Source organism: Alkalicoccus halolimnae, assembly GCF_008014775.2.
GTDB lineage: Bacteria > Bacillota > Bacilli > Bacillales > Salisediminibacteriaceae > Alkalicoccus > Alkalicoccus halolimnae.
On sequence record NZ_CP144914.1, the window covers coordinates 3,521,597 to 3,542,202 of the forward strand.

Here is a 20,606-nt window from a genome sequence, read left to right on the forward strand (position 1 = left end):
CCTCGTTCAGTGATCGTTATTTGCCATATTTTCTCACACATTGGCAGCTGGCGGCTAGTATTTTCAGCAGGCGGAAATTGAAATCGCTTTCCCGATTATATCCTTCTGAACACTAAATATCCAGTGGCTGGGTGAAAAAAGGCTACTGGTTCTGTTCCAGCAGCTGGACACTTACTTTGACGTCCAGGGTGTGGCCTCCCCCGCGGTAAACGCCTTCCACCGGACTCGTATCCTGATAATCACGGCCTACGCCGACCCGTACGTACTGTTCCAGTGCTTCCACGTTGTTTGTGGGATCCAGGCCGACCCAGCCGATGCCCGGTACCATAACCTCGACCCAGGCGTGTGTCGCGGAGTCCCCGATCAGGGCAGAATCTTCCCCTACGTAAAGGTAGCCGCTGACGTACCGGGCGGGGATGCCGTTCGCACGGAGCGCTCCAAGCATAACGTTCGTAACGTCCTGACAGACTCCCCGCTTCAAATCGAATGCCTCCTGAGCTTTGGTTTCCACTCCGGTGGCTTCCGGGTCATAGGTGAAGTTTTCGTATATATAATTCATTAATGATAATGCATATTTAACCGGATCGTCGATACTTGAGATTTCTTTCTTTATCTTTTCCACCTGCTGAGGAGTCATGAACGTATAGTCCGTCTGAGCAAGGTAAGCCAAATAATGCGTATGAAAAAGGTCCGAACGATAAATGTTCTGCATTTCCTTCGAAAAATCAATCATGCGGATAAACGGACTCCGCTGAATACTCACGATGGAAGTTGTTTTCACTTCCAGTTCCTTATGAGGTTCTGCGAGAAAAAATGTTTCTACGTTGTTGCCCCATATGTCGACATGTTCTTTCGTCAGGGAAACGGGGGATATCTCCGGTGTATAGGTGAGCAGCCGCTGACATTCATCTGTCCGTGGTTTAAGGCGGATTCGGTTCAGGCTTTGATCAACCAGTGTATCGTAAACAAAGTGATTAACATGTTCAATTTTGTACTTCACGGGCTCCACCTCTAATCTAAAGAAATTTATCATACGAAATAGTAGGTTCCTGCAAACAGGTAACTGATGCGGTTGCAGTCATTCTGAAACCTGTCCAGGAAAGGCCCGATTTCTTCCGTCGATATTTTTTGAAATTTAATTTTCATAAATTCATTTGTTACATGATCAAGTGCGTTGAACAATTCTTCCGAGTAGTGGGAAACTTTCCCGTCTTCCAGTTTCATGACTCCCTCCCGTACGTGCTCCATACAATATTCAATCGAACGCGGAAACTGTTCGTAGGAAATGAGAAACGAGAGAACCTGGGAAGGTTCCATCGTCGGCGGAAACCGTTTTAAATACGCATCGTGCCCGTTCAAAAACTGCAGGGCGCTCAGCCAGTAGTAATAGTGGCTCGTCTGCGTCAATTCTTCGGCTTCTTTCGTTTTTTCGCAGACGACGTTCAGCACGCGCGACGTTTTCTCCGCGCGCTCCAGCCATTTGCCGATTTTAATGAAGTGATAGGCTTCTTCGCGCAGCATGCAGGACTCGACAATTCCCTGCATTGTGTAGGAGAACGTCTTAATCTCCTGGAGAAATCTGTGCACCCGGCGGATCGACCACGTTTTGTAATCTTCATCCTGCATCGTCAAGTAGTGGGCGTTCAGTGTTTCCCACAGCTCCTCGGGGATAATATCACGGATCGAGCGAGCATTATTTCTCGCATTTTCCATGCAGTTCAAAATGGAATTGATGTTGTAGCGGTGAAACGAAATATAATAGGCGATATCTTTTGGTTCACATGCATCATACATCGTACGGTACTCCTCTGTCGACGCACAGATATCCAGTACCGTTTCCCAGTCACTGACAGCCACCGCTCCATACTCGGACGTCTCCAGCGCATTGATAAGCCGGGATTCCAGTACACGCGCATTGCTTTCTGCCCGTTCCACGTTCCGGGCCATCCAAAATAAACTTGATGCTACCCGGCTAAGCATGTTCAGAACCCCCTTTTCTAAGTACCCACGTATCTTTTCCGCCCCCGCCCTGAGAGGAGTTGACGACGAGCGATCCTTCTTTTAAGGCAACCCGGGAAAGTCCCCCCGGCAATACATGCACATCATCGCTTCCAACGGCATAGACGCGCAGGTCGACGTGGCACGGATAAAAGCGCTGCTCCTGAAAAGCAGGTGCTCTTGAAAGCTGAATTGTCGGCTGGGCGATATACTGTTCCGGGGTTTCCTGAATTTTTTTGCGGAACCGTTCAATTTCCTCCGGAGAGGCCTGCGGACCGATAAGCATATCGTATCCCCCGGACGCCCCGACATTTTTAATGACGAGCTCCGGCAGACGGGAAAGTACGTCCTCCCGCGTTTTTTCGTCACGGAGAAAATAAGTGTCCACGTTTGGAAGGATCGGCTCCTCCTCTAAATAATAGCGGATCATGTCCGGCACAAACGCATAAACGGCTTTATCGTCCGCCACCCCGTTTCCGACGCTGTTTACAATAGAAACATTTCCGCGCCGGCATGCCTCCACGAGGCCCGGCACTCCCAATGCAGAATCTTCGCGGAACTCCTTAGGATCAAGGAACTCATCATCGATGCGCCGGTAAATAATATCGACCCGCTGCAGCCCGCGGACCGTTTTCATGTAAACGACGTGATCTTTAATGAGCAGATCCTGGCCTTCGATCAATTCGATGCCCATCTGCTGCGCTAAAAAGACGTGGTCATAATAGGCAGAATTATACATTCCCGGAGTCTGCAGCACCGCTGTCGGCGCCTGCGGATTTTTTGAGTTTTCCGGCACGTGGCTGAGCAGCGCCTGATGAAGATGGGACATCTGGTGTTCCAGCGTACAGATGTCGTGCTCGAAGAAAAATTCCGGAAATACTTTCCTCATTACGAAGCGGTTCTGGAAAACGTAGGACATACCGGATGGATTACGGAGGTTATCTTCGAGAACGCGGTACGTTCCTTCGTTATCGCGGATAAGGTCGATTCCCGCCAGGTAAATGTGATTTTTGTGCGGAAGTGAAAGACCGCCTGCCTGCTGCTCAAAATAATACTGATTGTTTTCTACAAATTCACGGGGGATAATCCCGTCTTCCAATATCTTTTTTCCATTATAAACATCTTCCAGAAAATGATTCAGCGCCCTTACCCGCTGCTTGGCTCCTCTTTCAATGGTCTCCCACTGGTCGGGAGGAATGATAATCGGAACGAGATCGAAAGGCATCGTACGCTCGGTGCCGCCGTCTTTATGGTAAACGGTAAACGTTATTCCCTGCCGCAGAAAATTAAGCTGAGCTGTTTCGTGCTTTTCGTGCAGCTCTTCTTCCGTCATCTGCTGTAAAATACGGTGAAATTTTTCGTAGTGGGGACGCGTACTTTCCGCATCCGCCATCATTTCATCATAAAAAGATGAAGCGGGATAATTCTGAAGCACGGACATCGCCTCTTTTCTGTAAAATTTTCGAATTTTCTTACTAGTGTTCATTATACACTTTTTTTGGAAACTATCCTACTGTTCGTTCCGACAAGTTGTATCCACGTACCGGTTGCGTTAAAGTAAATTTATATACGAGAAATGCAGCGAAGGGGAGTGCAGGAGACATGCAGAAAAAGGCAGAAGAAAAAATCGATTCTCTCCGGGAGAAGTTTTACGAGGTGAGCCAGTTTATCGGCCGCCACCCGGAGCTGGGAAATGAAGAACACCACTCCTCCCAAAAACTTACCGAATTGCTGAAGGAGCATGGATTTGAAATCGAGCAGCCGCTTCCCGGACAGCCCGCGACGGCCTTTACTGCTAAAAAGAGTTCCGGAAAGCCGGGCGCTCAAATTGGTTTCATGTGTGAGTATGATGCCCTTCCCGAAATCGGACATGCGTGCGGGCATAATTTGATCGGCACGCAGAGTGCAGCAGCTGCGATTGGTTGTGCCGAAGCACTGCAAGACTCCGGAGGTACCGTTTATGTATACGGGACCCCCGCCGAAGAGACGAATGGGGCAAAAGTGACGATGGCCGAGTCCGGCATGTTTTATCATCTTGACGCGGCCTTGATGGCTCATCCTTCTTCCGACTACGTTAAGAGCGGCACGTCACTTGCAATGGATGCGATTGAGTTTTCCTTCTATGGAAAAACCGCCCACGCCGCCGCAGCGCCTGAAGAAGGGGTCAACGCCCTCGACGCCGTCCTGCAGACGTTCAACGGAATCAATGCGCTCCGCCAGCACGTTACAGAGGATGTGCGTATTCACGGGATTATTCCCGAAGGCGGCACGGCCGCGAACGTCGTTCCTGACTATGCAACCGCCCGCTTTTACGTGCGGGCTGAAACGAGAAAAACCGTCAATCCGGTAACGGAAAAGGTGAAAAACTGTGCAAGGGCAGCAGCTCTCGCTACCGGGGCCCGTCTTGAGATTCAGAACTACGAGTATTCCTACGATGACATGCAGACAAATGAAGCTCTTTCCGCTGTATTTACAAAACAGCTTCATACGCTCGGCATCAAACCGGAGGAGATTTTTGAAGAAGAAAACGGCGGGGGTTCCCTCGATATGGGGAACGTCAGCCAGCGCTGTCCTTCCATTCATCCATACGTCAGGATTACCCACCTTCCCCTCTCCCCTCATACTGTGGAGTTCCGGGATGCTGCCCTGAGTGACGAGGGATTTGAAGGAATGATGCTCGGAGCAAAAGCCCTTGCTTTCACGGGTATCGAAATTGCTGCCAATGAATCGGTCCGCGAAAAAATAAAGCAGGAATTTCTCGGGCAGCTGTCCCCCGCCCGCTGACTTATTTTCGAAGACCACTCTGAAATTCAGCAAGGAAGCGCACATTAACAAAGCTACTGCAGTCCCGGTTTTAAGAGAACCAGTCTGAAAGGAGAAGTGCCTATGCGTATGATCGGACTTGTCGGCGGCATGAGCTGGGAGTCATCCGCGGCTTATTATGAAGGGTTGAACCTGCAGGCACAGAAGCGTCTCGGCGAAGGCCACTCCGCTTCCTGCCTCCTCCATTCGCTTGACTTTCACGAAATTTCCTCCCGGCAGGAAGATGGTGACTGGGAAGGAGTAACGAAAATTCTTCAGGATGCCTCCCTGTCTCTGGAAAGAGGCGGAGCGGAGGCCGTAGCGTTTTGTTCAAACACCGTTCACCTTGCTGCGGCAGAGGCCGTCCGTCCTCTCCGCGTGCCTTTTCTTTCGATTATCGATGCCGTCACGTCGGAAATTCCCAAAGAGACTGCCCGTCCGCTCGTACTCGGTACAGCGTATACGATGCAGTCCCGGCTGTACGCGGACCCGCTTACCTCGATGGGAATGAAACCCTGTATTCCGAAAGCGGGGGACCAGCGATTCCTGAACGACGTTATTTTTCAGGACCTCTGCCGCGGCAGGGTAACCGAAGAAGCAAAAAAGCGGGCTGCAGCTATTGTTGAAGCGGCAGATGCAGACGCGCTTATCCTCGGCTGTACGGAGCTTTCCATGCTGCTGCCGCCCCGGCAGATCCCGCTGCCGGTAATTGATTCCACCGAAGCTCATGTGCGTCTGCTTTCGTCGTTTATGTTCGGGGATGTTTAGGCAAAAGCGGAAACGGGAATCTCCCATCTTGTAGAACATGTTCGAAAATTGAAGGAGGTTTCACACATGAGTAAGAAAGTATTAATGGTGGTAACCAGCGCAGATAAAATTGCAGGAAATGATACAGGACTATGGCTTGAGGAGTACGCTGCTCCCTACGTTACGTTCGTCCGTCAGGGATATGACGTTATCGTGAAGAGCATTGAGGGCGGACAGGTTCCCCTCGATCCAAACAGTCTTCCGGAAGAAGAAAACCTGGAATGGCAGGAAGCTCAGGCTAAACTCACGAATACAGAGAAATTATCTGAAGAAGATGTGAAAGCCGGCTACGACGCTGTCTTTTTACCAGGTGGCCACGGCACAGTCTTTGACTTCCCGGATAACCTGCTGCTTCAGAGCGTTCTCCGCGAACACGGCGAGCAGGACAAAGTCATCGGCTCTGTCTGCCACGGTCCTTCCGCGTTTGTACACGTGACGTATTCTGACGGTACTCCGCTCGTAAAAGGCAAAAAAGTAAGTGCCTTTACGGATGCCGAAGAGAAGGATATGAAGCTCGAAAGCGCCGTCCCATTCCTGCTTGAATCCACTCTGCGGGAAAAAGGCGCTGATTTCACAAGCGGTGACAACTGGTCCGACTACTCTGTCCGTGACGGCAACCTCGTGACCGGCCAGAATCCAATGTCCAGCCAGAGTGCAGCTGATAAAGTCGTCGACGCTGTCGAAGGCAGATAAGCAGAAATTTTCTCCAGGAGTTCCGAGCGTATGTTTCGGAGCTGGCCGGATGATAGACCAATAGAGAAAGCCTCTGTGACATTTGTTGTCATGGAGGCTTTTTTTGAGGATTGATTGCGGCTGAGGATGGTGGATGGGACGAAAACTGCGGGGCGGTTCTGTTAATTGGGGCGGAGGTTCTGTTAATTCAGGCCGAAGTTCTTTTAATTCCTCCGCCTGTATATCGCCGCCTGCCGCTCCATACTAATTCCGCCGTCCTAAATCCTAGTCCTGTCCGCAAACTTCCGCATTCCGCCCCTCAACCGCAAAAAAGCCGCCCATCCATCTCGGAGGGCGGCTCATCACGTCACATGCAGTTATAATTTAAAAGAACTTTTCAGACCGACGACACGGTTAAAAACAAGCTTTTCTGCGGAGCTGTCTTTTGGATCCACGTTGAAGTAGCCGTGGCGGAAAAATTGGAACTTATCGTGCGGCTGCACTTTCTTCATATTCGGCTCCACAAATCCGTGCTGCACGCGAAGGGAATCAGCGTTGACGTGTTCCATGAAATCGCCGCCTTCCACGTCGTCATCAATCAGCGAATCATAAAGCCGGAACTCTGCCGGAACCGCTTTGGAAGCTTCCACATAGTGAAGCGTTCCTTTTACTTTACGGCCGGTAAATCCGGAGCCGCTTTTCGTTTCCGGATCGTACGTGCAGTGAATTTCTGTTATTTCGCCGTTTTCATCCTTCACGAAATCGTGGCACTTCAGGAAATACGCATGCTTGATACGCACTTCGTTTCCAGGATAAAGGCGGAAATATTTTTTCGGTGGATCTTCCATGAAGTCTTCCCGCTCGATGTAAATTTCACGGGAGAAAGGAATTTCGCGCATTCCCATCTCTTCGTTCTCCGGATTAATATCTGCCGGCAGCCACTCGACATGGCCTTCCGGATAGTTCGTAATGACGACTTTGAGTGGATCTAGAACCGCCATTGTACGCGGCGCCTCCATCTTCAGGTCTTCCCGCAGAAAATGTTCGAGCATGCGGTAGTCCACGAGATTATCTGCTTTGGCTACGCCGATTTCCCGGCAGAACTGTTTAATGGACTCCGGAGTAAATCCGCGGCGGCGCAGACCGGAAATCGTCGGCATACGCGGATCATCCCAGCCGTCCACGAAATTTTCGTCGACAAGCTGCTTTAGTTTACGCTTGCTCATCACTGTATTCGTCAGGTTAAGCCGGGCAAATTCGATCTGCTTCGGCTCCGCGGATAGATCTGCATTGGCTACGACCCAGTCATACAGAGGGCGCTGGTCTTCGAATTCCAGTGTGCAGATAGAGTGAGTCACGCCTTCGATAGCATCCTCCAATGGATGAGCGAAGGAGTACATCGGGTAAATGCACCATGTATTTCCTGTATTATGGTGTTCGGTGTGCGAAATTCGGTAGATCACCGGATCGCGGAGATTGATGTTCGGTGAGCTCATATCAATCTTTGCACGCAGCACTTTTTCTCCGTCGGAAAATTCTCCCTTGCGCATGCGCTCAAACAGCTCAAGGTTTTCTTCCACACTTCTTGAGCGGGAAGGACTCTCTTCACCGGCTTCCGTCAGGCTTCCGCGCATGCGGCGGATTTCTTCCTGGGACAGGTCCTCTACATAAGCGAGACCGTTTTCGATAAGCTTGACGGCCTGCTTATACATTTCTTCAAAGTAGCTGGACGCATAGCGGACTTCCTCCGGCTCGTATCCAAGCCATTCGAGGTCTTCGCGGATAGCTTCCACATATTCCTTATCTTCTTTTAATGGGTTCGTATCATCGAATCGGAGGTTTGTACGGCCGCCGAATTCATCCGCCAGCTCGAAATTCAGGACAATCGATTTAGCATGGCCGATATGAAGATACCCGTTCGGCTCAGGCGGAAAGCGTGTGACGATCTGCTCGTAGCTGCCCGCTTCTATATCTTTCGCTACAATGTGTTTTATAAAGTGTGTGTGGTTTTCGCTCATATCGCTTCACCTTTCCCCATTTGAATTATTCTATTCTGCCTCTTAGTCTGAATCCTGTTCCCCGTACTGCTTTCAACCTAAGTCAATTTTTGAATGAAGTAGACTTTCAGGTAATCCCCGTCGGGAAACGACGGATGCGTCCGGAAATCTTTCGGAAGCGAAAAGGACTCCTGAATTTTGTATTTGTCTCCAGTTTCTTCAAAAGCCTGCTCAATAAACGTCCGGAATTTCTTTTGTGATAATCCGGCATGATTGGTTGAAGCAATAATCGTTCCGCCTTTATTCGTAATTGGAATCGTTTCTTTCAGAAGTGCCGAATAGTCTTTGGCTGCGCGGAAAATCCTCTTTTTTGTTCTCGCAAAGCTCGGAGGATCGAGAATCACAATATCATAGCTTTCCCCGAGTTTAGCGGCCCGTTTATAGTAGGAAAAAACGTCGTCTACAATGATTTTATTTTTGTCAGGGTCAATGTCGTTTAATTTGAACTGCTCTTCGGTTTTTTCGCGGCTGCGGTTGGCCACGTCAATACTCGTAGTCGATGCGGCGCCTCCGAGTGCTGCAAAAATCGAGAAAGCTCCGGTGTAGGAGAACGTATTCAGTACCGTCTTCCCCTCTGCATACTTGTCACGAAGCGTTTTTCTTACTTCCCGCTGATCAAGAAAGACCCCTGTCATAGCTCCGTCGTTCAGGTAAGTTGCAAAGATCACATCGTTTTCTTTAACTAACAAAGGGAACTCGGCACGCTCTCCCGTGACAAAATCCTCGTCCGCCACGTAATGGCCTTCGCTGGAAAAGCGCTTTTTCTCATAAATGCCTTTTGCATCGGTGTTCTGCATGATCCAGGAGACAATGATATCTTTGAAAGTGTAAATGCCGGCACTGTACCACTGCAGAAGGTAATAGCCGTCATAATAGTCGATGATTAATCCTCCGAGACCATCTCCTTCTCCGTTAACGATCCGGAAAGCGGTGGTGCTTTCGTCTTCAAATAGAAAACTGCGTCTGCCGAGAGCAACAGTCAGTTTTTTCTCAAAAAGCTGCCCGTTGATCTGATCCGTTTTTTTATGAGTTAAAATCCAGCCGAGACCTTTGTTCTGAGCCCCGTAGTAGCCTTTGCCGATGAACGTTCCATCTTCCATAACAATTTCAAGCGGTTCTCCTTCTGTCGTGAGAACCTCTGGGTTCGCAATCGTTTCCTCCATAAGGAGCGGATAGCCTGCTACGTAGTTTCTTGAATACTTTTGTTTGATCTTAAGCGTTGTCTCTTCCATTGGGTTATCCTCCCTTTTTAAAGCTGAAACAGAATTAGACACAAAAAAACCGCATCGATCCCAACGTATGTTGATTCATCATTGCGGCTGCATGTGAAATAAGCTCTCCCTTTGATCACCGTTATGTACCGTGGTAAAGACACAGCTATCTCTGTAGTTGAAATTGTACGCGAATTAATGGTATCATGTCGCGTCATCTCCTTCAGTTGGTCACTCTCTTAAAATTATCATAATACCCGGGATAATGCAACTTCACCCGGCCCCGCAGGCTCTTCCCAGGGAGGGTTGAGGCCGGATGGAACAGACCGTGGACTACTGGCAAAATATACTCGTTCACGGTAACATAGAAAGCGAAGTTTTATTATAGAAAGGAAAGATAACCATGGCGCATAACCGTGAAGAAGAAGTAAACCTGCTCGGTAATATGAATGTTGAATATAAGATGGATTACGACCCGTCCATTCTTGAGTCTTTTGAAAACCGGCATCCAAACCGGGATTATTTTGTTAAATTTAACTGTCCTGAATTCACCAGTCTGTGTCCGAAAACCGGACAGCCCGACTTTGCCACAATCTATATCAGCTATATTCCCGACGAGAAAATGGTCGAAAGTAAATCATTGAAGCTTTATCTTTTCAGCTTCCGCAACCACGGAGATTTTCACGAAGACTGCATGAACAACATTTTAAACGACCTCGTCGATTTAATGGATCCGCGCTATATCGAAGTGTGGGGAAAATTCACTCCGCGCGGGGGAATTTCCATCGATCCGTATGTCAACTATGGAAAAAAGGGAACGAAATACGAAAAAATGGCCGAACACCGGCTTATGAACCACGACTTGTACCCTGAGAAGATAGATCACCGATAACGAAAAGGTACGTTTAAGTTTGTTGAAAAAACATTTATTTCTATATCTTTATTCGATAGAATCAATTTTATAATAGAAGTTGCTCCTGTAAACACCGAATAAGGCAGATGGCCTCCGGCTGCAGGCGGACGCCTTTGCGAGGCCTTGCCTTCAGCTGAATTTCATGAAATGGGATTTTCATACCTCTCTTCAATCCTCCGGGAGCCGCCGTCTTCCCCTGCGGTCATTTTAAAACAAGAAGATTTTGATAGAAAAAAACACATTACCTTGTTTCCAGAAACCTCCTCTTTTTTCCGAAGGGGCAGGCGGGTACCCCATTGACAATAAGCGCTGGGGGATAAAGTACGAATAAAAGACTTCTTTACTTATAAGGAACACTTGAAAAGCCGCTGATAAACCTCAGCGGCTTTAATGTTATCCATATTTTTGTAATTCAGAACATCTGTTTCAGTCGATAATAGACCAGAAAGCAGGCTTCACCCGGTAATTCTCATCAAATACAAACGGTGCATCAATACCGGAGCCGCTGAATTCGACAGCTCGATCGTCGAGCCAAGTATGGTTGTCTGCAATACCCCAGAAAGTTACACTGCTGAGGTCATCGCCAAGCTCCTCGTACAACTCAAAAATATCATCGTAGCGGTCTGCCTGATTCAACAGGTCCTGCTCAGGAATATCATCATAAGTTTCATAGGCATTATCCGGCGGATATCCGTAAAGACTGACATCCAGCTCCGTTACCTGGTTATCCAAGCCCAGTTCGCTGAACATATCAAAGGAAGTTTTCATATCACTTAGAGAAGGCCATCCGATTTGAATGTGCGCCTGGTGACCAACACCATCAATTGGCACACCGTCATTTACGAGCTCTTCTACCAGGTTGAATAAGTTAGTTCTCTTTGGGGTTACTTCTGTATTGTAATCGTTAATATAAAGCATTGCATCTTCACCAGCGTACTCTCTCGCTGTTTCAAATGCGGTACGAATATATTCATCTCCTGTAATTTGATACCAGACAGTTTCACGAAGTCCCCGCTCGTTTGGAGAACCGTCATCGATTACTTCATTGACCACGTCCCATGAAGTTACAACATCTTTATATCGCTCTACTACCGTTTTAATGTGAGTTTCCAGGCGTTCCAGCAGCAGTTCTTTATTTTCTTCACGCTTCTGAGGATCCTCTTCGTTCACCATCTGATTTCCATCTTCATCAATAAAGAACCAGTCAGGAACCTGATTGTGCCATAAAAGGGTATGAAAACGGAGTTCCATATCATTTTCGCGGGCAAAATCTGCAATCGCATCCGCGCCTTCCCAGTCCCATTCTCCCTCTTCCGGCTGCAGCGATATTGGTTTCATCGCATTTTCCGCTACCAGACTGTTGTAGTGATGCTTAAGAATTTTCCCTTTACGTCCTTCCAGCTGGTGAGGTTCTACGGCTGCACCAACATCAAACGAATCATCATATCTGTCTGCAAGTGAGGCTACCTGCCATGCAAATGGATCTACATTCCCATTTCCCTTTTGTCCTTCTCCAAATACTCCATCCTTTGGAGCCCCACCGTTTCCGGGCCCTTGAGCAAATGCAGTCCCCCCGCCGATAGATACTAATAAAGACAACGTCAATCCTGCTGCGATAGGTTTTCTTAATGCTCTAAGCATGTAACATTCCCCTTTACATTTGGATTTTTGGAACTTCTTGTGGAAAGCCGCAAGACCTGCCTCCTTCGTTTGAAATTAAATCATTCTTTTTGTAAGGGCTTTCATAAATTCACTATATATCATACTCTCTAAATAGTATACTGAATAAACAAAGTATTTTGAATCGAATAGAAAAGTATCGAATTATCTATACCATTATTATTGTATTTTTGATTTTAAAGTCCTTAAAGAATTGTTTATTTAGTTCTATAGACTCACAAATATTTTTCATTGTCCAGTAACTCACTTCCAATCATTTATTCAATGAACTATGTTAATGAAAGCCAGTTAAACGCTCTATGTTGCTTTTGGAAGGTCTGCAGCTGTTCTGCATGCCACGGTCCTCTTGAAAAATCGTTTTGACCTCTGTTTTTAATGAATAAATAGATTTTTCATGGAAAAAAGAAGTACTTTTCTTTCTTTGAAAAAGGCTGCCTTGAAAAAAAAGTATTGAAGCGATGAACGTGCGCTTTCGTTCCCATGGGGACGCTTTCCGGGCGGGCCGGGCTCAGCTAATCCCTTCCTCCCTGCGGTCGTGCGGGATGGATCTTCGTCTCGTCCTTATTCGCCCAGGAGTCGCCCCATGTCCTCTACAGCTTACGTTAAAAAAGACAGAGCATGATCTTCCTCTAATAAGGAAGGCCATTCTGAACATCCTTCTTTCCGCCTGCCGCGGAGAAAGCATGCGGATTTCCTGACGTCCGGGAGGGTCTTCCCGCTTTCTTTCCGCAGGCGTCTTGAAATATCGCCTTCGCACTGGTTTCTCCCTTTGTACCTTCTTGATTCAATCAGCGGGCTTACTGTGTCGGGAAAATAAATCGAAGCGGAAACAGGTGGACGCCTGTAGAAGAAGGAAAGTGGCAGCTTTAAAAACCTCTGCTGCAATAAGTACAGCCTAAGCGTGTTGATTAAGTAGAGGGTGAAGTATATTTATTCTTTTATTCTTATCTTTTCCTGCGGTCACCGGCGGAAGCTTACCGCGGGCTTGTTTGCAGCTATTTCAACACTTCTGTCAGAGTATCTTCCGGAAGCCAACGTTTATTTCGGATATCCTCAATAAACCAGTATTTTATACCTCCTTCAGAGAAACTTTTTAAAACAGGTTTCGTTGTACAAAAATCGGTGAATATATTATACAAAGGTTAAACAAATAGAAAAGAGGGATTTTTTATGGAGAATTTTGAAGGAAAAGTGGTTGTCGTTAACGGAGGTACATCAGGAATTGGTGCCGAAACGGTGAAACAGTTTGCGGCAAGAGGCGCACGTGTACATTTTACGGGAAGGAGAGAGGAGAAAGGCAGAGAAGTTGAGAAAGAAGCAGACGGGTATGCTCACTTCCACCAGGTCGACAATACAGATCCGGATCAAATCAGCAGTTTTTTCGAAAAGCTGCTCAAGGAGGAATCGCAAATTGACGTGCTGTTTAACAATTCCGGCGTTCTCTCCATTGGCAGCGGTCCGCTCGCGCGGGTGAAAGAGGAGGATTGGCATACACTGATTGCGACGAACCAGACGTCTGTTTTTCTTTACATGAAGCATACGCTTCAGGCTATGCAGAAACAGAAGTCCGGAGCTATTATAAATAATGCCGCCATCCTCGGAAACGATAAAGTTAATCCAATGCTTCCGGCTTACAGCGGTACGAAAGCAGCAATCGTAGCGATGACAAAAAGTACGGCGCTCCGCTTTGCCAGGCAGGGAATACGCGTGAACTGCATTTCCCCGGGCCCGACGAAAACGGCGCTTTCCATCAAGGCTTACGGGAGCGAAGAAGCCTTGGAAAAGTCGTCTAAAGAATCTCCCCGCGGCTATTATGCGCATCCGGAAGAAATCGCTAATACCGTGCGCTTTCTTGCTTCGGACGCCGCGTCCTATATTATCGGCACCGAACTTGTCGTTGACGGCGGATATTCATTGAAATAGCCGCTGTGCAAAAGGAACTACTCTTACACTTTCCTGATGGAGTAGCTTATATTCATTCCCAGTCCGGTTTCGTCAGGTTCGTCTTCCGGGAGAACGGTTTTTCGCTGCAGATCCGGATGCGTGGCGGCAACAGCAAGCCCCATAGCGTCGATGATGTCATCTTTTGCTGCTTCTTTGCGAAGCCACCGTCCAGCAGCCGCTTCATATTGTTTTTCAGCATCCGGGAAATAAGCTTTTAAGACGTCCAGTCTTTCCCCCATCCCTGCTGCTTTCTTTTTGCTGTGCTTCATCGTTTTTCCCGAAAGACCGTAAAATACAAGCTCCGGATGTGCTTCGCGGATCATCGTTTGATTCATACGATTGGCGAGCACTTCTGCTTCTTTGATTTTCGAAAATAAATACCACGACTGCCTGGATATCCCCTGGCCGGTGAGTTCCCGGTGCAGCCTGTTTGCTTCCCGATAGCCTTCTGTATGAAGCACTTCCCGGCATGGAACTGTAAACACGCTCGAGGCCCGGGGTTTCAGCAGTTTCCTTGCCTCTCTTTCCGCTTTTCTGGGATAGGCGGAGGCAGACGGAAGTCCGATCGGCATATCAATCCATATTTCCTCCCCGTAACCTGTCTTTAATCCGTGTAAATGAGGAACCAGATCTATAGAATAGACACGGCCGTTTTCTGCTCTGGCAGCGACCCATCCCCCCGGACACCCATCAATACCGGCTGCATTCATTTCCCCACCTTCTTTCTTCTTCCTGAACAAGTTTTTCCAACTGGTTTCATGAACCTTTTTCAAAAGCGATGTGAAAGCATTCGTTGTTAATTAATACAGGAAAATCCGCTCCAGCTCTGTCGTGGAGGAGACCTTCAGCTTCCAGCCTGCTCCGTCTCCATCAATCCTGTGGAAACAGGACGTATCCTTTGGAGGCTTCTGTGCTCTGTACAAAACTCAGCAGTGTTTCTGAAAGAGCCTGAGGCGGGTAAGGCTTCGTTAAATACTGATCGATGCCGTACCGCTTCATTTTTTCATCCGGGCGGTCCAGGGCGGAAGAGATGATGATCGGAAGGTCTTTAGTTGTCTCGTTTTCTTTTAAGCGGTGTACAAGCGACCATCCATTTCCGGCTTCCCCCAGCATGAGATCAATGACGACCGCAGCAGGCTTCGTACGGAGAATGTCTTCATAGGCACGCTCCGGATGAAAATGGTGAATCGTTTTAAAGCCGCTGGATTTCAGTTCCTCGGACAAAAGCAGAGCGAGACTGGAATCGTCTTCTACGATCATGACGGCATCACCGCCTGGAGAAATTCCCTGGTTCACCTCGGTAACCGAACGGTAGACGGGCATGCTTATATAAAAGATGGATCCTCTGCCAGCTTCCGATTCCACCCATATCTGCCCTCCATGCCTTTCGATAATTTCCCGGCTGATAGCAAGTCCGAGACCGGTTCCTCCGATGTTTCGGTGGCCTCCGTCATCAATCCGCTGGAATTTATTAAAGAGTGTATTCACAGCATCTGCAGGGATGCCCAGCCCTTCATCCTCTACCGCTAATATTAAACTTTCCTTTTCGTTACGGAGGTGAAGGGTGACTTCGCCTCCTCCCGGCGAGAATTTAACGGCATTGCTTACGAGATTGGTCAGCACCTGATACAGCCGGTCACGGTCCGCTTTCATCCCGGACTCTAGGGCTTCATCAATCAGGGACAGATGATGGTTTTTTTCGTGCTTAAACTGATAAATAACTTCCATAGCCAGTTCGTTCATTTGTACATGTTCCATCTGATAGGACTGTGTACCCGCTTCCATGCGCTGTAAATCCAAAAAGTCATTAATGAGCGTAGTCAGCCTTTTGGCTTCTTTATGAATCGTCGTTAAATACCGGTTCTGTCTTTCCGGTTTCAGTTCTTTCGTTAACAAAAGCTCTGTAAAACCGAGCACGCTTGAAAGCGGGGTCCGCAGTTCATGACTGACGGTGCTTACAAGTTCCGATTTCATTTGATCCAGTTCATATTCCCTTGTCATGTCCCGGTAAACGAAGACTGTGCCGCTTTTTTCATCTTCATCGTAAACGGTTGTACCATACACGGTAATGACGTGGCGTTTCCCATCGATCGTCTGCTCGTACTGCTGGGAAAGAGTTCCTTCAAACGCCTCATCGAAAAAGCCTGCAAAAAAGGAGCGGAGTTCTTCCGGTCTGCTTACTTTGCTTAGGAGCACTTCTTCCCATGTTTCTCTCGGGAGCACACTTTCCTTCTGCCAGGATCCGCAGAACATCATCGTGCACATCGACTGGTTCACCTGCATCGTCGAGCCTTCTGTATCAACAAATTGAATCGCCTCGCTGACGTTATCCATAATATCCTGGTTTAATTTACGGGAGCGGGCGATCTCTTCATACACGAGCGCACGTTCAAGCCCGAGGCCGACGTGGCTCATCACCGCTTCTATCTCCTCCATTTCTTCTGCTGTATAAGGATTCCCGATTTTCACCGATGAATACAAAGCAATAGCGTTCCCATTTCCATCTTTTATCACCGTATAATACTCAAATGCATCAACTCTGCCTTCAGCAACGCCTTTTTCCCCGTTCACTGCTTCCCGTTTTACGACGACGTGCGGCTGATTCCGAAGACGCTGAAGCAGTTCTGATTTATCCGCCTCTTTCCAGCGTACAATGGTCTCCAGTGTCAGGCCGTCGGCCCGGTAATCCTCTTCGTCAAGAATATCGAGCATGCTTTTATCGCATGGATACATTTCATTAATATACGTAAAGATCGATGTCAGAAAATCCGTTTTGTCCAATTTCGTGGACATCGTCTGATTCAGAAGACTGTAGCGGTCGATTTTTATTTTTTCCCGCTCGACTTCCTCCAGGGAGTTTTCCAGCTTTTCTCTCTGTTCTGAAAGCTCCCTGTTGCGGACTTTTAACGCTTCTTCACTTTCTTTTCTCGCTGCAGACATATGGACGAAAGAACTCCCTAGAGCTCCAATTTCATCTTTTCGGTCCGCTGCGTCAATATGTACGGTTCTTCCTTCCGCCAGTTCATCGGACGCTGTCGTAAGTTCCTCGATCGGAACGATTAATTTTCGCAGCAGGCGCTGGGAACCTAAGATCATCGCCAGAAAAACGAGAGCACCAAACCCCATGACGAGGACGATATTTCTGTTGCTCTGCGAAATGATTTCATTATACTCATTCTGCATTTCTGTAAATGCTTCGTTCCGGATAACTCCCGCCTGCTCAAAAAATGTATCGGAATCTTCCAGCGTTCCCTCGTTCATAAATGTACGAAGTCCTTCATAATCTCCGGCTTCCGCAAGATTTGAAGCTTCGGGAAGGATCGATGACTCGTATTCGGCGGAAAAAGCAGCCAGCTCTTCTGCAAACGCTCTTTCTTCAGCTGTAAGATCCAAAGCTCTGAATTCTTCCAGTGCCGCATTCAGCCCTGCCAGATCTTGTTCGGCTTCTTCAAGATCCGCTTCATTTTGATAAGCATAATACGCCCTTGCGTGATAAAAAAGACGCTGCAGGCTTTCTTTTACTTCTTCCGCTGTTTGCACTTTATGAACGAGGGTCTGGTGAGTATCATCATGCTGACCCTGGTCATAGCCGATGAAAGTAAAAAACGCAGCTCCGGCAATGACGACCGTTGTAATGAAAAGGGCTGCCTGCCAAAGAAACCCGGAGCGGAGACTTTTCCTGCCCTGTTCCTTTTTCATATCACTTCGCCTACGAGTCTCTCAAGTTCTCCAGGACTGAAAGGCTTGGCGACAAAATAAGCTGCTCCTGCTTGAAGAGCCGTCTTTTTATCACTTTCCTGGGCTTTTGCTGTAAGCATGATGAAGATCGTTGTTTTTTTCACGTCTTCCGGGAGCGACTGCAGTACTTCAAGCCCGGTTTTCCCGGGCATCATATAATCGAGAATAACAAGATCATACGTTTTCTTCTGAAGAAGCTGGAAAGTCTGTTCCCCGTCTTCCGCCTCCTCCAGCGCATATCCTGCATCTTCGAGGGTATCCGTAATTAACATTCTTAAAATATCTTCATCATCTGCTACTAAAACACGTTTCATCCTCAGGCTCCTTTCTTTTCTTCCGAGATTCCTTTTCGCTGCATCGATCCCCAGCTGTGTTTACGTTTAAAGACAGCAAAAATGCCGAGCACCCGGCACCAGACCATAAACGGGCGGTACCAGAACGTTTCGCTGAGTGCCCAAAGATAAAGCACCACTACACTGCGGACTTCTGTGTATTTGTGATACGTCCATTCTTCCAGAAGAACGGCGAGGGCGGACAGGAGTGAGCCGTAAAGGATTGTGACCACAATCATCAGCCCCGTCACCTGAGGATTCACGAGTCCGAAAGCCAGTCCGAGAATAATCACAACATAGCCGATCAATTCAAAGACAGAGCTGATAAGCTCCACCAGAAAGTAATAGGGCATGGAGAAGAGACCGATGCCTTTATATTTCGGATTGAGCATCATTTTTTTGTGACGCCAGAGCGTTTCCCCAAGCCCCCGCTGCCAGCGGATGCGCTGGGATTTAAGGGAGCGGATATCGGACGGGGCTTCTGTCCAGCAGACGGGATCCTGTATATATTCAATGCGCTGGGAAGACTTTTCGTCTTTCAGCATACGGTGCAGCCGGACGATCAGCTCCATATCTTCCCCGACAGTTTTCGGTTCGTAGCCTCCTGCACGAACGACACGCTCTTTTTCAAAAACGCCGAATGCCCCGGAAATTATCAGGAGAATATTAAGACGGCTCAGTCCGAGTCTGCCGATCAGGAAGGCACGGAAATATTCGATAATCTGCATTACCGCAATCGGCTGTTTAGGCAGCGCAATTTTTTCGACAATACTGCTTCTGACGACAGAACCGTTCGCGATACGCACCGTTCCTCCTGTGCACGTTACTTCCCCGTTGGAATCGATTATCGGCTTCATCGTTTTCAGAAGCGCATCACGCTCTAAAATAGAGTCTCCATCAATCGCGGCGAAATAAGGATATTTCGAAACGTTGATCCCTGCATTCAGCGCATCCGCTTTTCCACCGTTGTCTTTTTCTACAAGGAGCACATTCGGATACTGGCTGGATCGATAAACGGCGTTTATTGTGCCTGTTTTAAAATGCTCCCGGATGGCTGCATCGGCTTGATACATCGAAAATTCCTTGATCATCCGCTCACTCGTTGCGTCTTTGGACCCGTCATTGATGACAAGGACTTCAAACTGCGGATATTGAAGGGCGAGCAGGGAACGCACGGTCGTAACGACACCTATTTCTTCGTTATAGGCCGGGACGAGGACAGATACCGGATAGGCATCCTGGCTGCTTACGAGCTCTTCCACCGGTTCCTCCCGGTGAAGCTTATGTTCCCGGTATATTTTCGGGGAAGCGATTAAAAATAGAATGACATAAATCAGGCCGACAAGAAGCATATAAACAATGACCATATATCCGGAAATGGTTAATAATGTTGATATCCAGTCCATATTAAGCTTTCACCTCCGTATGCATCGTCAGCACCTGTGCTGCCATATCCCTTCCGTAGCGGTCTTCATGCTTTTCTTTCGCATATTCCAATAATATACCCCCGTCGGAGAAGGACCAGAGTGTTTCTGCTGCGGCAAGACGCACCCACCACGCGGAGTCTCCGAGTCTGTCCATCAGCTCTTTTCTCCACGGCTCCATGGAGAGGGCGGCCGCCACTTTACAGGCGTACATTCGCTCTTCCCAATGCTCCGAATCGAAAAATGACTGTATTTTTTCAGGATGTTTCATGTACTGATAAAAGCAGAGGCTTTTCATTGCCTTCAGCCGTATTTCTTTGCTCTCGTGCTGCAGCGCTTCTTCCACGTAAGAAATAAACGAAACCTCGTTGCGCTCTCCTATGTGGACGAGAAAAGCCTGCAGTATCATCGAATCCTGTTCTTCTTCCGGGTTGATCCGGCTGTGGAGAAGAGCAAGCTGCTCTGCAGAAAGACGCCGGAGAATTTCCTTTACGAAAGTGAGGCTTTTCGGCCTGTCATCAAATAGGCAGTCAATGGCCCTCGGATGGGAAAGACTCGCCATTGTCCTCACTGCCTGGCGGTATTCCTCCCCGTTTTCACGAAGTTTCCTTTCTCTTGCTGCTACTGCATCGGCCATATAATCAAGACGGAAGTCTTCAATGAAATACATCGTGTTCATCCGCTCCGCCCATCCTCCTTTTTTCAACGACTTTTCGTAAAAAGGAAGCAGTTCCACTTCGGAGAGATAGTATAAACGAAGACGTTCCTCGGACTCCTCTGTTAAAGAAGCAAGACGGGAAAGAGTCATTTCCAGCACTTCCCTCCGAAGCTTCGGCTCTCTCGGCAGTACCGGCTTTTCCTCAATATCTCCCGAAGCGTAGGCAATAAATGCCGGGAGCAGCTGCCGGTAACTCTTCTGAAGCCGCGCATCGTAACGCAGGCTGGCGGATTTAATGATAAGCAGATATCCTAATAAAACCAGCTGTACCAAAAGAAAAATCAAGATCAGCCACCAGGCCCAGACCATG

The 20,606-nt window shown here is 48.0% G+C and carries 16 protein-coding genes; 5 read left to right on the forward strand and 11 right to left on the reverse strand.

Going from position 1 to position 20,606, the window contains the following annotated elements; genetic code table 11:
* Positions 1–142 precede the first annotated feature (142 nt).
* The 3 genes from FTX54_RS15995 to FTX54_RS16005 are packed head-to-tail and all read right to left on the reverse strand — an operon-like array spanning position 143 to position 3,433.
* Positions 143–1,000: a transglutaminase family protein gene (locus FTX54_RS15995; protein WP_147802663.1), complete on the reverse strand. Its 858-nt coding sequence runs from the start codon at positions 998–1,000 to the stop codon at positions 143–145.
* Between the two features lie 29 nt (positions 1,001–1,029).
* A complete protein-coding gene (locus FTX54_RS16000; RefSeq protein ID WP_147802662.1) occupies positions 1,030–1,980 on the reverse strand; it encodes an alpha-E domain-containing protein in 951 nt (316 codons plus the stop codon).
* Positions 1,973–3,433: a circularly permuted type 2 ATP-grasp protein gene (locus FTX54_RS16005; RefSeq protein ID WP_147802661.1), complete on the reverse strand. Its 1,461-nt coding sequence runs from the start codon at positions 3,431–3,433 to the stop codon at positions 1,973–1,975. The genes FTX54_RS16000 and FTX54_RS16005 overlap by 8 nt, the downstream gene beginning before the upstream one ends.
* Positions 3,434–3,600: 167 nt before the next feature.
* Between FTX54_RS16005 and FTX54_RS16010 the strand changes: the two genes are divergently transcribed.
* The 3 genes from FTX54_RS16010 (at position 3,601) to FTX54_RS16020 (ending at position 6,300) form a co-directional block, all read left to right on the forward strand.
* Positions 3,601–4,782, forward strand: coding sequence for a M20 family metallopeptidase (locus FTX54_RS16010; protein WP_147802660.1), 1,182 nt, complete (start codon positions 3,601–3,603; stop codon positions 4,780–4,782).
* A 102-nt stretch (positions 4,783–4,884) separates the two neighbouring features.
* A complete protein-coding gene (locus FTX54_RS16015) occupies positions 4,885–5,568 on the forward strand; it encodes an aspartate/glutamate racemase family protein (protein ID WP_147802659.1) in 684 nt (227 codons plus the stop codon).
* A 66-nt stretch (positions 5,569–5,634) separates the two neighbouring features.
* Complete coding sequence (locus FTX54_RS16020) at positions 5,635–6,300, forward strand: type 1 glutamine amidotransferase domain-containing protein (RefSeq protein ID WP_147802658.1); 666 nt, start codon at positions 5,635–5,637, stop codon at positions 6,298–6,300.
* A 356-nt stretch (positions 6,301–6,656) separates the two neighbouring features.
* Here FTX54_RS16020 and FTX54_RS16025 read toward each other — a convergent pair whose 3' ends face one another.
* Entirely contained in the window at positions 6,657–8,297 is a 1,641-nt protein-coding gene (locus FTX54_RS16025) for a glutamine--tRNA ligase/YqeY domain fusion protein (protein WP_147802657.1), read from the reverse strand.
* Between the two features lie 77 nt (positions 8,298–8,374).
* On the reverse strand, positions 8,375–9,568 hold the full coding sequence (locus FTX54_RS16030; RefSeq protein ID WP_147802656.1) for a class I SAM-dependent rRNA methyltransferase: 1,194 nt from the start codon (positions 9,566–9,568) through the stop codon (positions 8,375–8,377).
* 382 nt (positions 9,569–9,950) lie between these two features.
* On the opposite strand from FTX54_RS16030, the gene queF reads away from it, so the two are divergent.
* Positions 9,951–10,439: a preQ(1) synthase gene (queF, locus tag FTX54_RS16035; protein WP_147802655.1), complete on the forward strand. Its 489-nt coding sequence runs from the start codon at positions 9,951–9,953 to the stop codon at positions 10,437–10,439.
* Between the two features lie 447 nt (positions 10,440–10,886).
* Here the strand turns inward: queF and FTX54_RS16040 are convergent, their stop codons facing one another.
* Positions 10,887–12,101 (reverse strand): endo-1,4-beta-xylanase, encoded by a 1,215-nt coding sequence (locus FTX54_RS16040; RefSeq protein ID WP_147802654.1) that lies wholly within the window; start codon positions 12,099–12,101, stop codon positions 10,887–10,889.
* A 1,209-nt stretch (positions 12,102–13,310) separates the two neighbouring features.
* Between FTX54_RS16040 and FTX54_RS16045 the strand changes: the two genes are divergently transcribed.
* Complete coding sequence (locus tag FTX54_RS16045; protein WP_147802653.1) at positions 13,311–14,063, forward strand: SDR family NAD(P)-dependent oxidoreductase; 753 nt, start codon at positions 13,311–13,313, stop codon at positions 14,061–14,063.
* Positions 14,064–14,086: 23 nt separating this feature from the next.
* Here the strand turns inward: FTX54_RS16045 and FTX54_RS16050 are convergent, their stop codons facing one another.
* The 5 genes from FTX54_RS16050 to FTX54_RS16070 form a co-directional block, all read right to left on the reverse strand.
* Positions 14,087–14,794: a DUF429 domain-containing protein gene (locus FTX54_RS16050; protein WP_147802652.1), complete on the reverse strand. Its 708-nt coding sequence runs from the start codon at positions 14,792–14,794 to the stop codon at positions 14,087–14,089.
* 160 nt (positions 14,795–14,954) lie between these two features.
* Entirely contained in the window at positions 14,955–17,783 is a 2,829-nt protein-coding gene (locus FTX54_RS16055; protein WP_147802651.1) for an ATP-binding protein, read from the reverse strand.
* Entirely contained in the window at positions 17,780–18,136 is a 357-nt protein-coding gene (locus tag FTX54_RS16060) for a response regulator transcription factor (protein ID WP_147802650.1), read from the reverse strand. The genes FTX54_RS16055 and FTX54_RS16060 overlap by 4 nt, the downstream gene beginning before the upstream one ends.
* A gap of 2 nt (positions 18,137–18,138) precedes the next feature.
* Positions 18,139–19,560 (reverse strand): glycosyltransferase family 2 protein, encoded by a 1,422-nt coding sequence (locus tag FTX54_RS16065; protein WP_147802649.1) that lies wholly within the window; start codon positions 19,558–19,560, stop codon positions 18,139–18,141.
* 1 nt (position 19,561) lies between these two features.
* On the reverse strand, positions 19,562–20,605 hold the full coding sequence (locus FTX54_RS16070) for a HEAT repeat domain-containing protein (RefSeq protein WP_147802648.1): 1,044 nt from the start codon (positions 20,603–20,605) through the stop codon (positions 19,562–19,564).
* Between the last annotated feature and the right edge of the window lies 1 nt (position 20,606).

Coding starts and splice junctions, on each gene's coding strand:
- FTX54_RS16000 (WP_147802662.1), bottom strand. CDS start 1,980: ATGCTTAGCCGGGTAGCATCAAGTTTATTTTGGATGGCCCGGAACGTG.
- FTX54_RS16010 (WP_147802660.1), top strand. CDS start 3,601: ATGCAGAAAAAGGCAGAAGAAAAAATCGATTCTCTCCGGGAGAAGTTT.
- FTX54_RS16015 (WP_147802659.1), top strand. CDS start 4,885: ATGCGTATGATCGGACTTGTCGGCGGCATGAGCTGGGAGTCATCCGCG.
- FTX54_RS16020 (WP_147802658.1), top strand. CDS start 5,635: ATGAGTAAGAAAGTATTAATGGTGGTAACCAGCGCAGATAAAATTGCA.
- FTX54_RS16025 (WP_147802657.1), bottom strand. CDS start 8,297: ATGAGCGAAAACCACACACACTTTATAAAACACATTGTAGCGAAAGAT.
- FTX54_RS16030 (WP_147802656.1), bottom strand. CDS start 9,568: ATGGAAGAGACAACGCTTAAGATCAAACAAAAGTATTCAAGAAACTAC.
- queF (WP_147802655.1), top strand. CDS start 9,951: ATGGCGCATAACCGTGAAGAAGAAGTAAACCTGCTCGGTAATATGAAT.
- FTX54_RS16040 (WP_147802654.1), bottom strand. CDS start 12,101: ATGCTTAGAGCATTAAGAAAACCTATCGCAGCAGGATTGACGTTGTCT.
- FTX54_RS16045 (WP_147802653.1), top strand. CDS start 13,311: ATGGAGAATTTTGAAGGAAAAGTGGTTGTCGTTAACGGAGGTACATCA.
- FTX54_RS16050 (WP_147802652.1), bottom strand. CDS start 14,794: ATGAATGCAGCCGGTATTGATGGGTGTCCGGGGGGATGGGTCGCTGCC.
- FTX54_RS16055 (WP_147802651.1), bottom strand. CDS start 17,783: ATGAAAAAGGAACAGGGCAGGAAAAGTCTCCGCTCCGGGTTTCTTTGG.
- FTX54_RS16060 (WP_147802650.1), bottom strand. CDS start 18,136: ATGAAACGTGTTTTAGTAGCAGATGATGAAGATATTTTAAGAATGTTA.
- FTX54_RS16065 (WP_147802649.1), bottom strand. CDS start 19,560: ATGGACTGGATATCAACATTATTAACCATTTCCGGATATATGGTCATT.
- FTX54_RS16070 (WP_147802648.1), bottom strand. CDS start 20,605: ATGGTCTGGGCCTGGTGGCTGATCTTGATTTTTCTTTTGGTACAGCTG.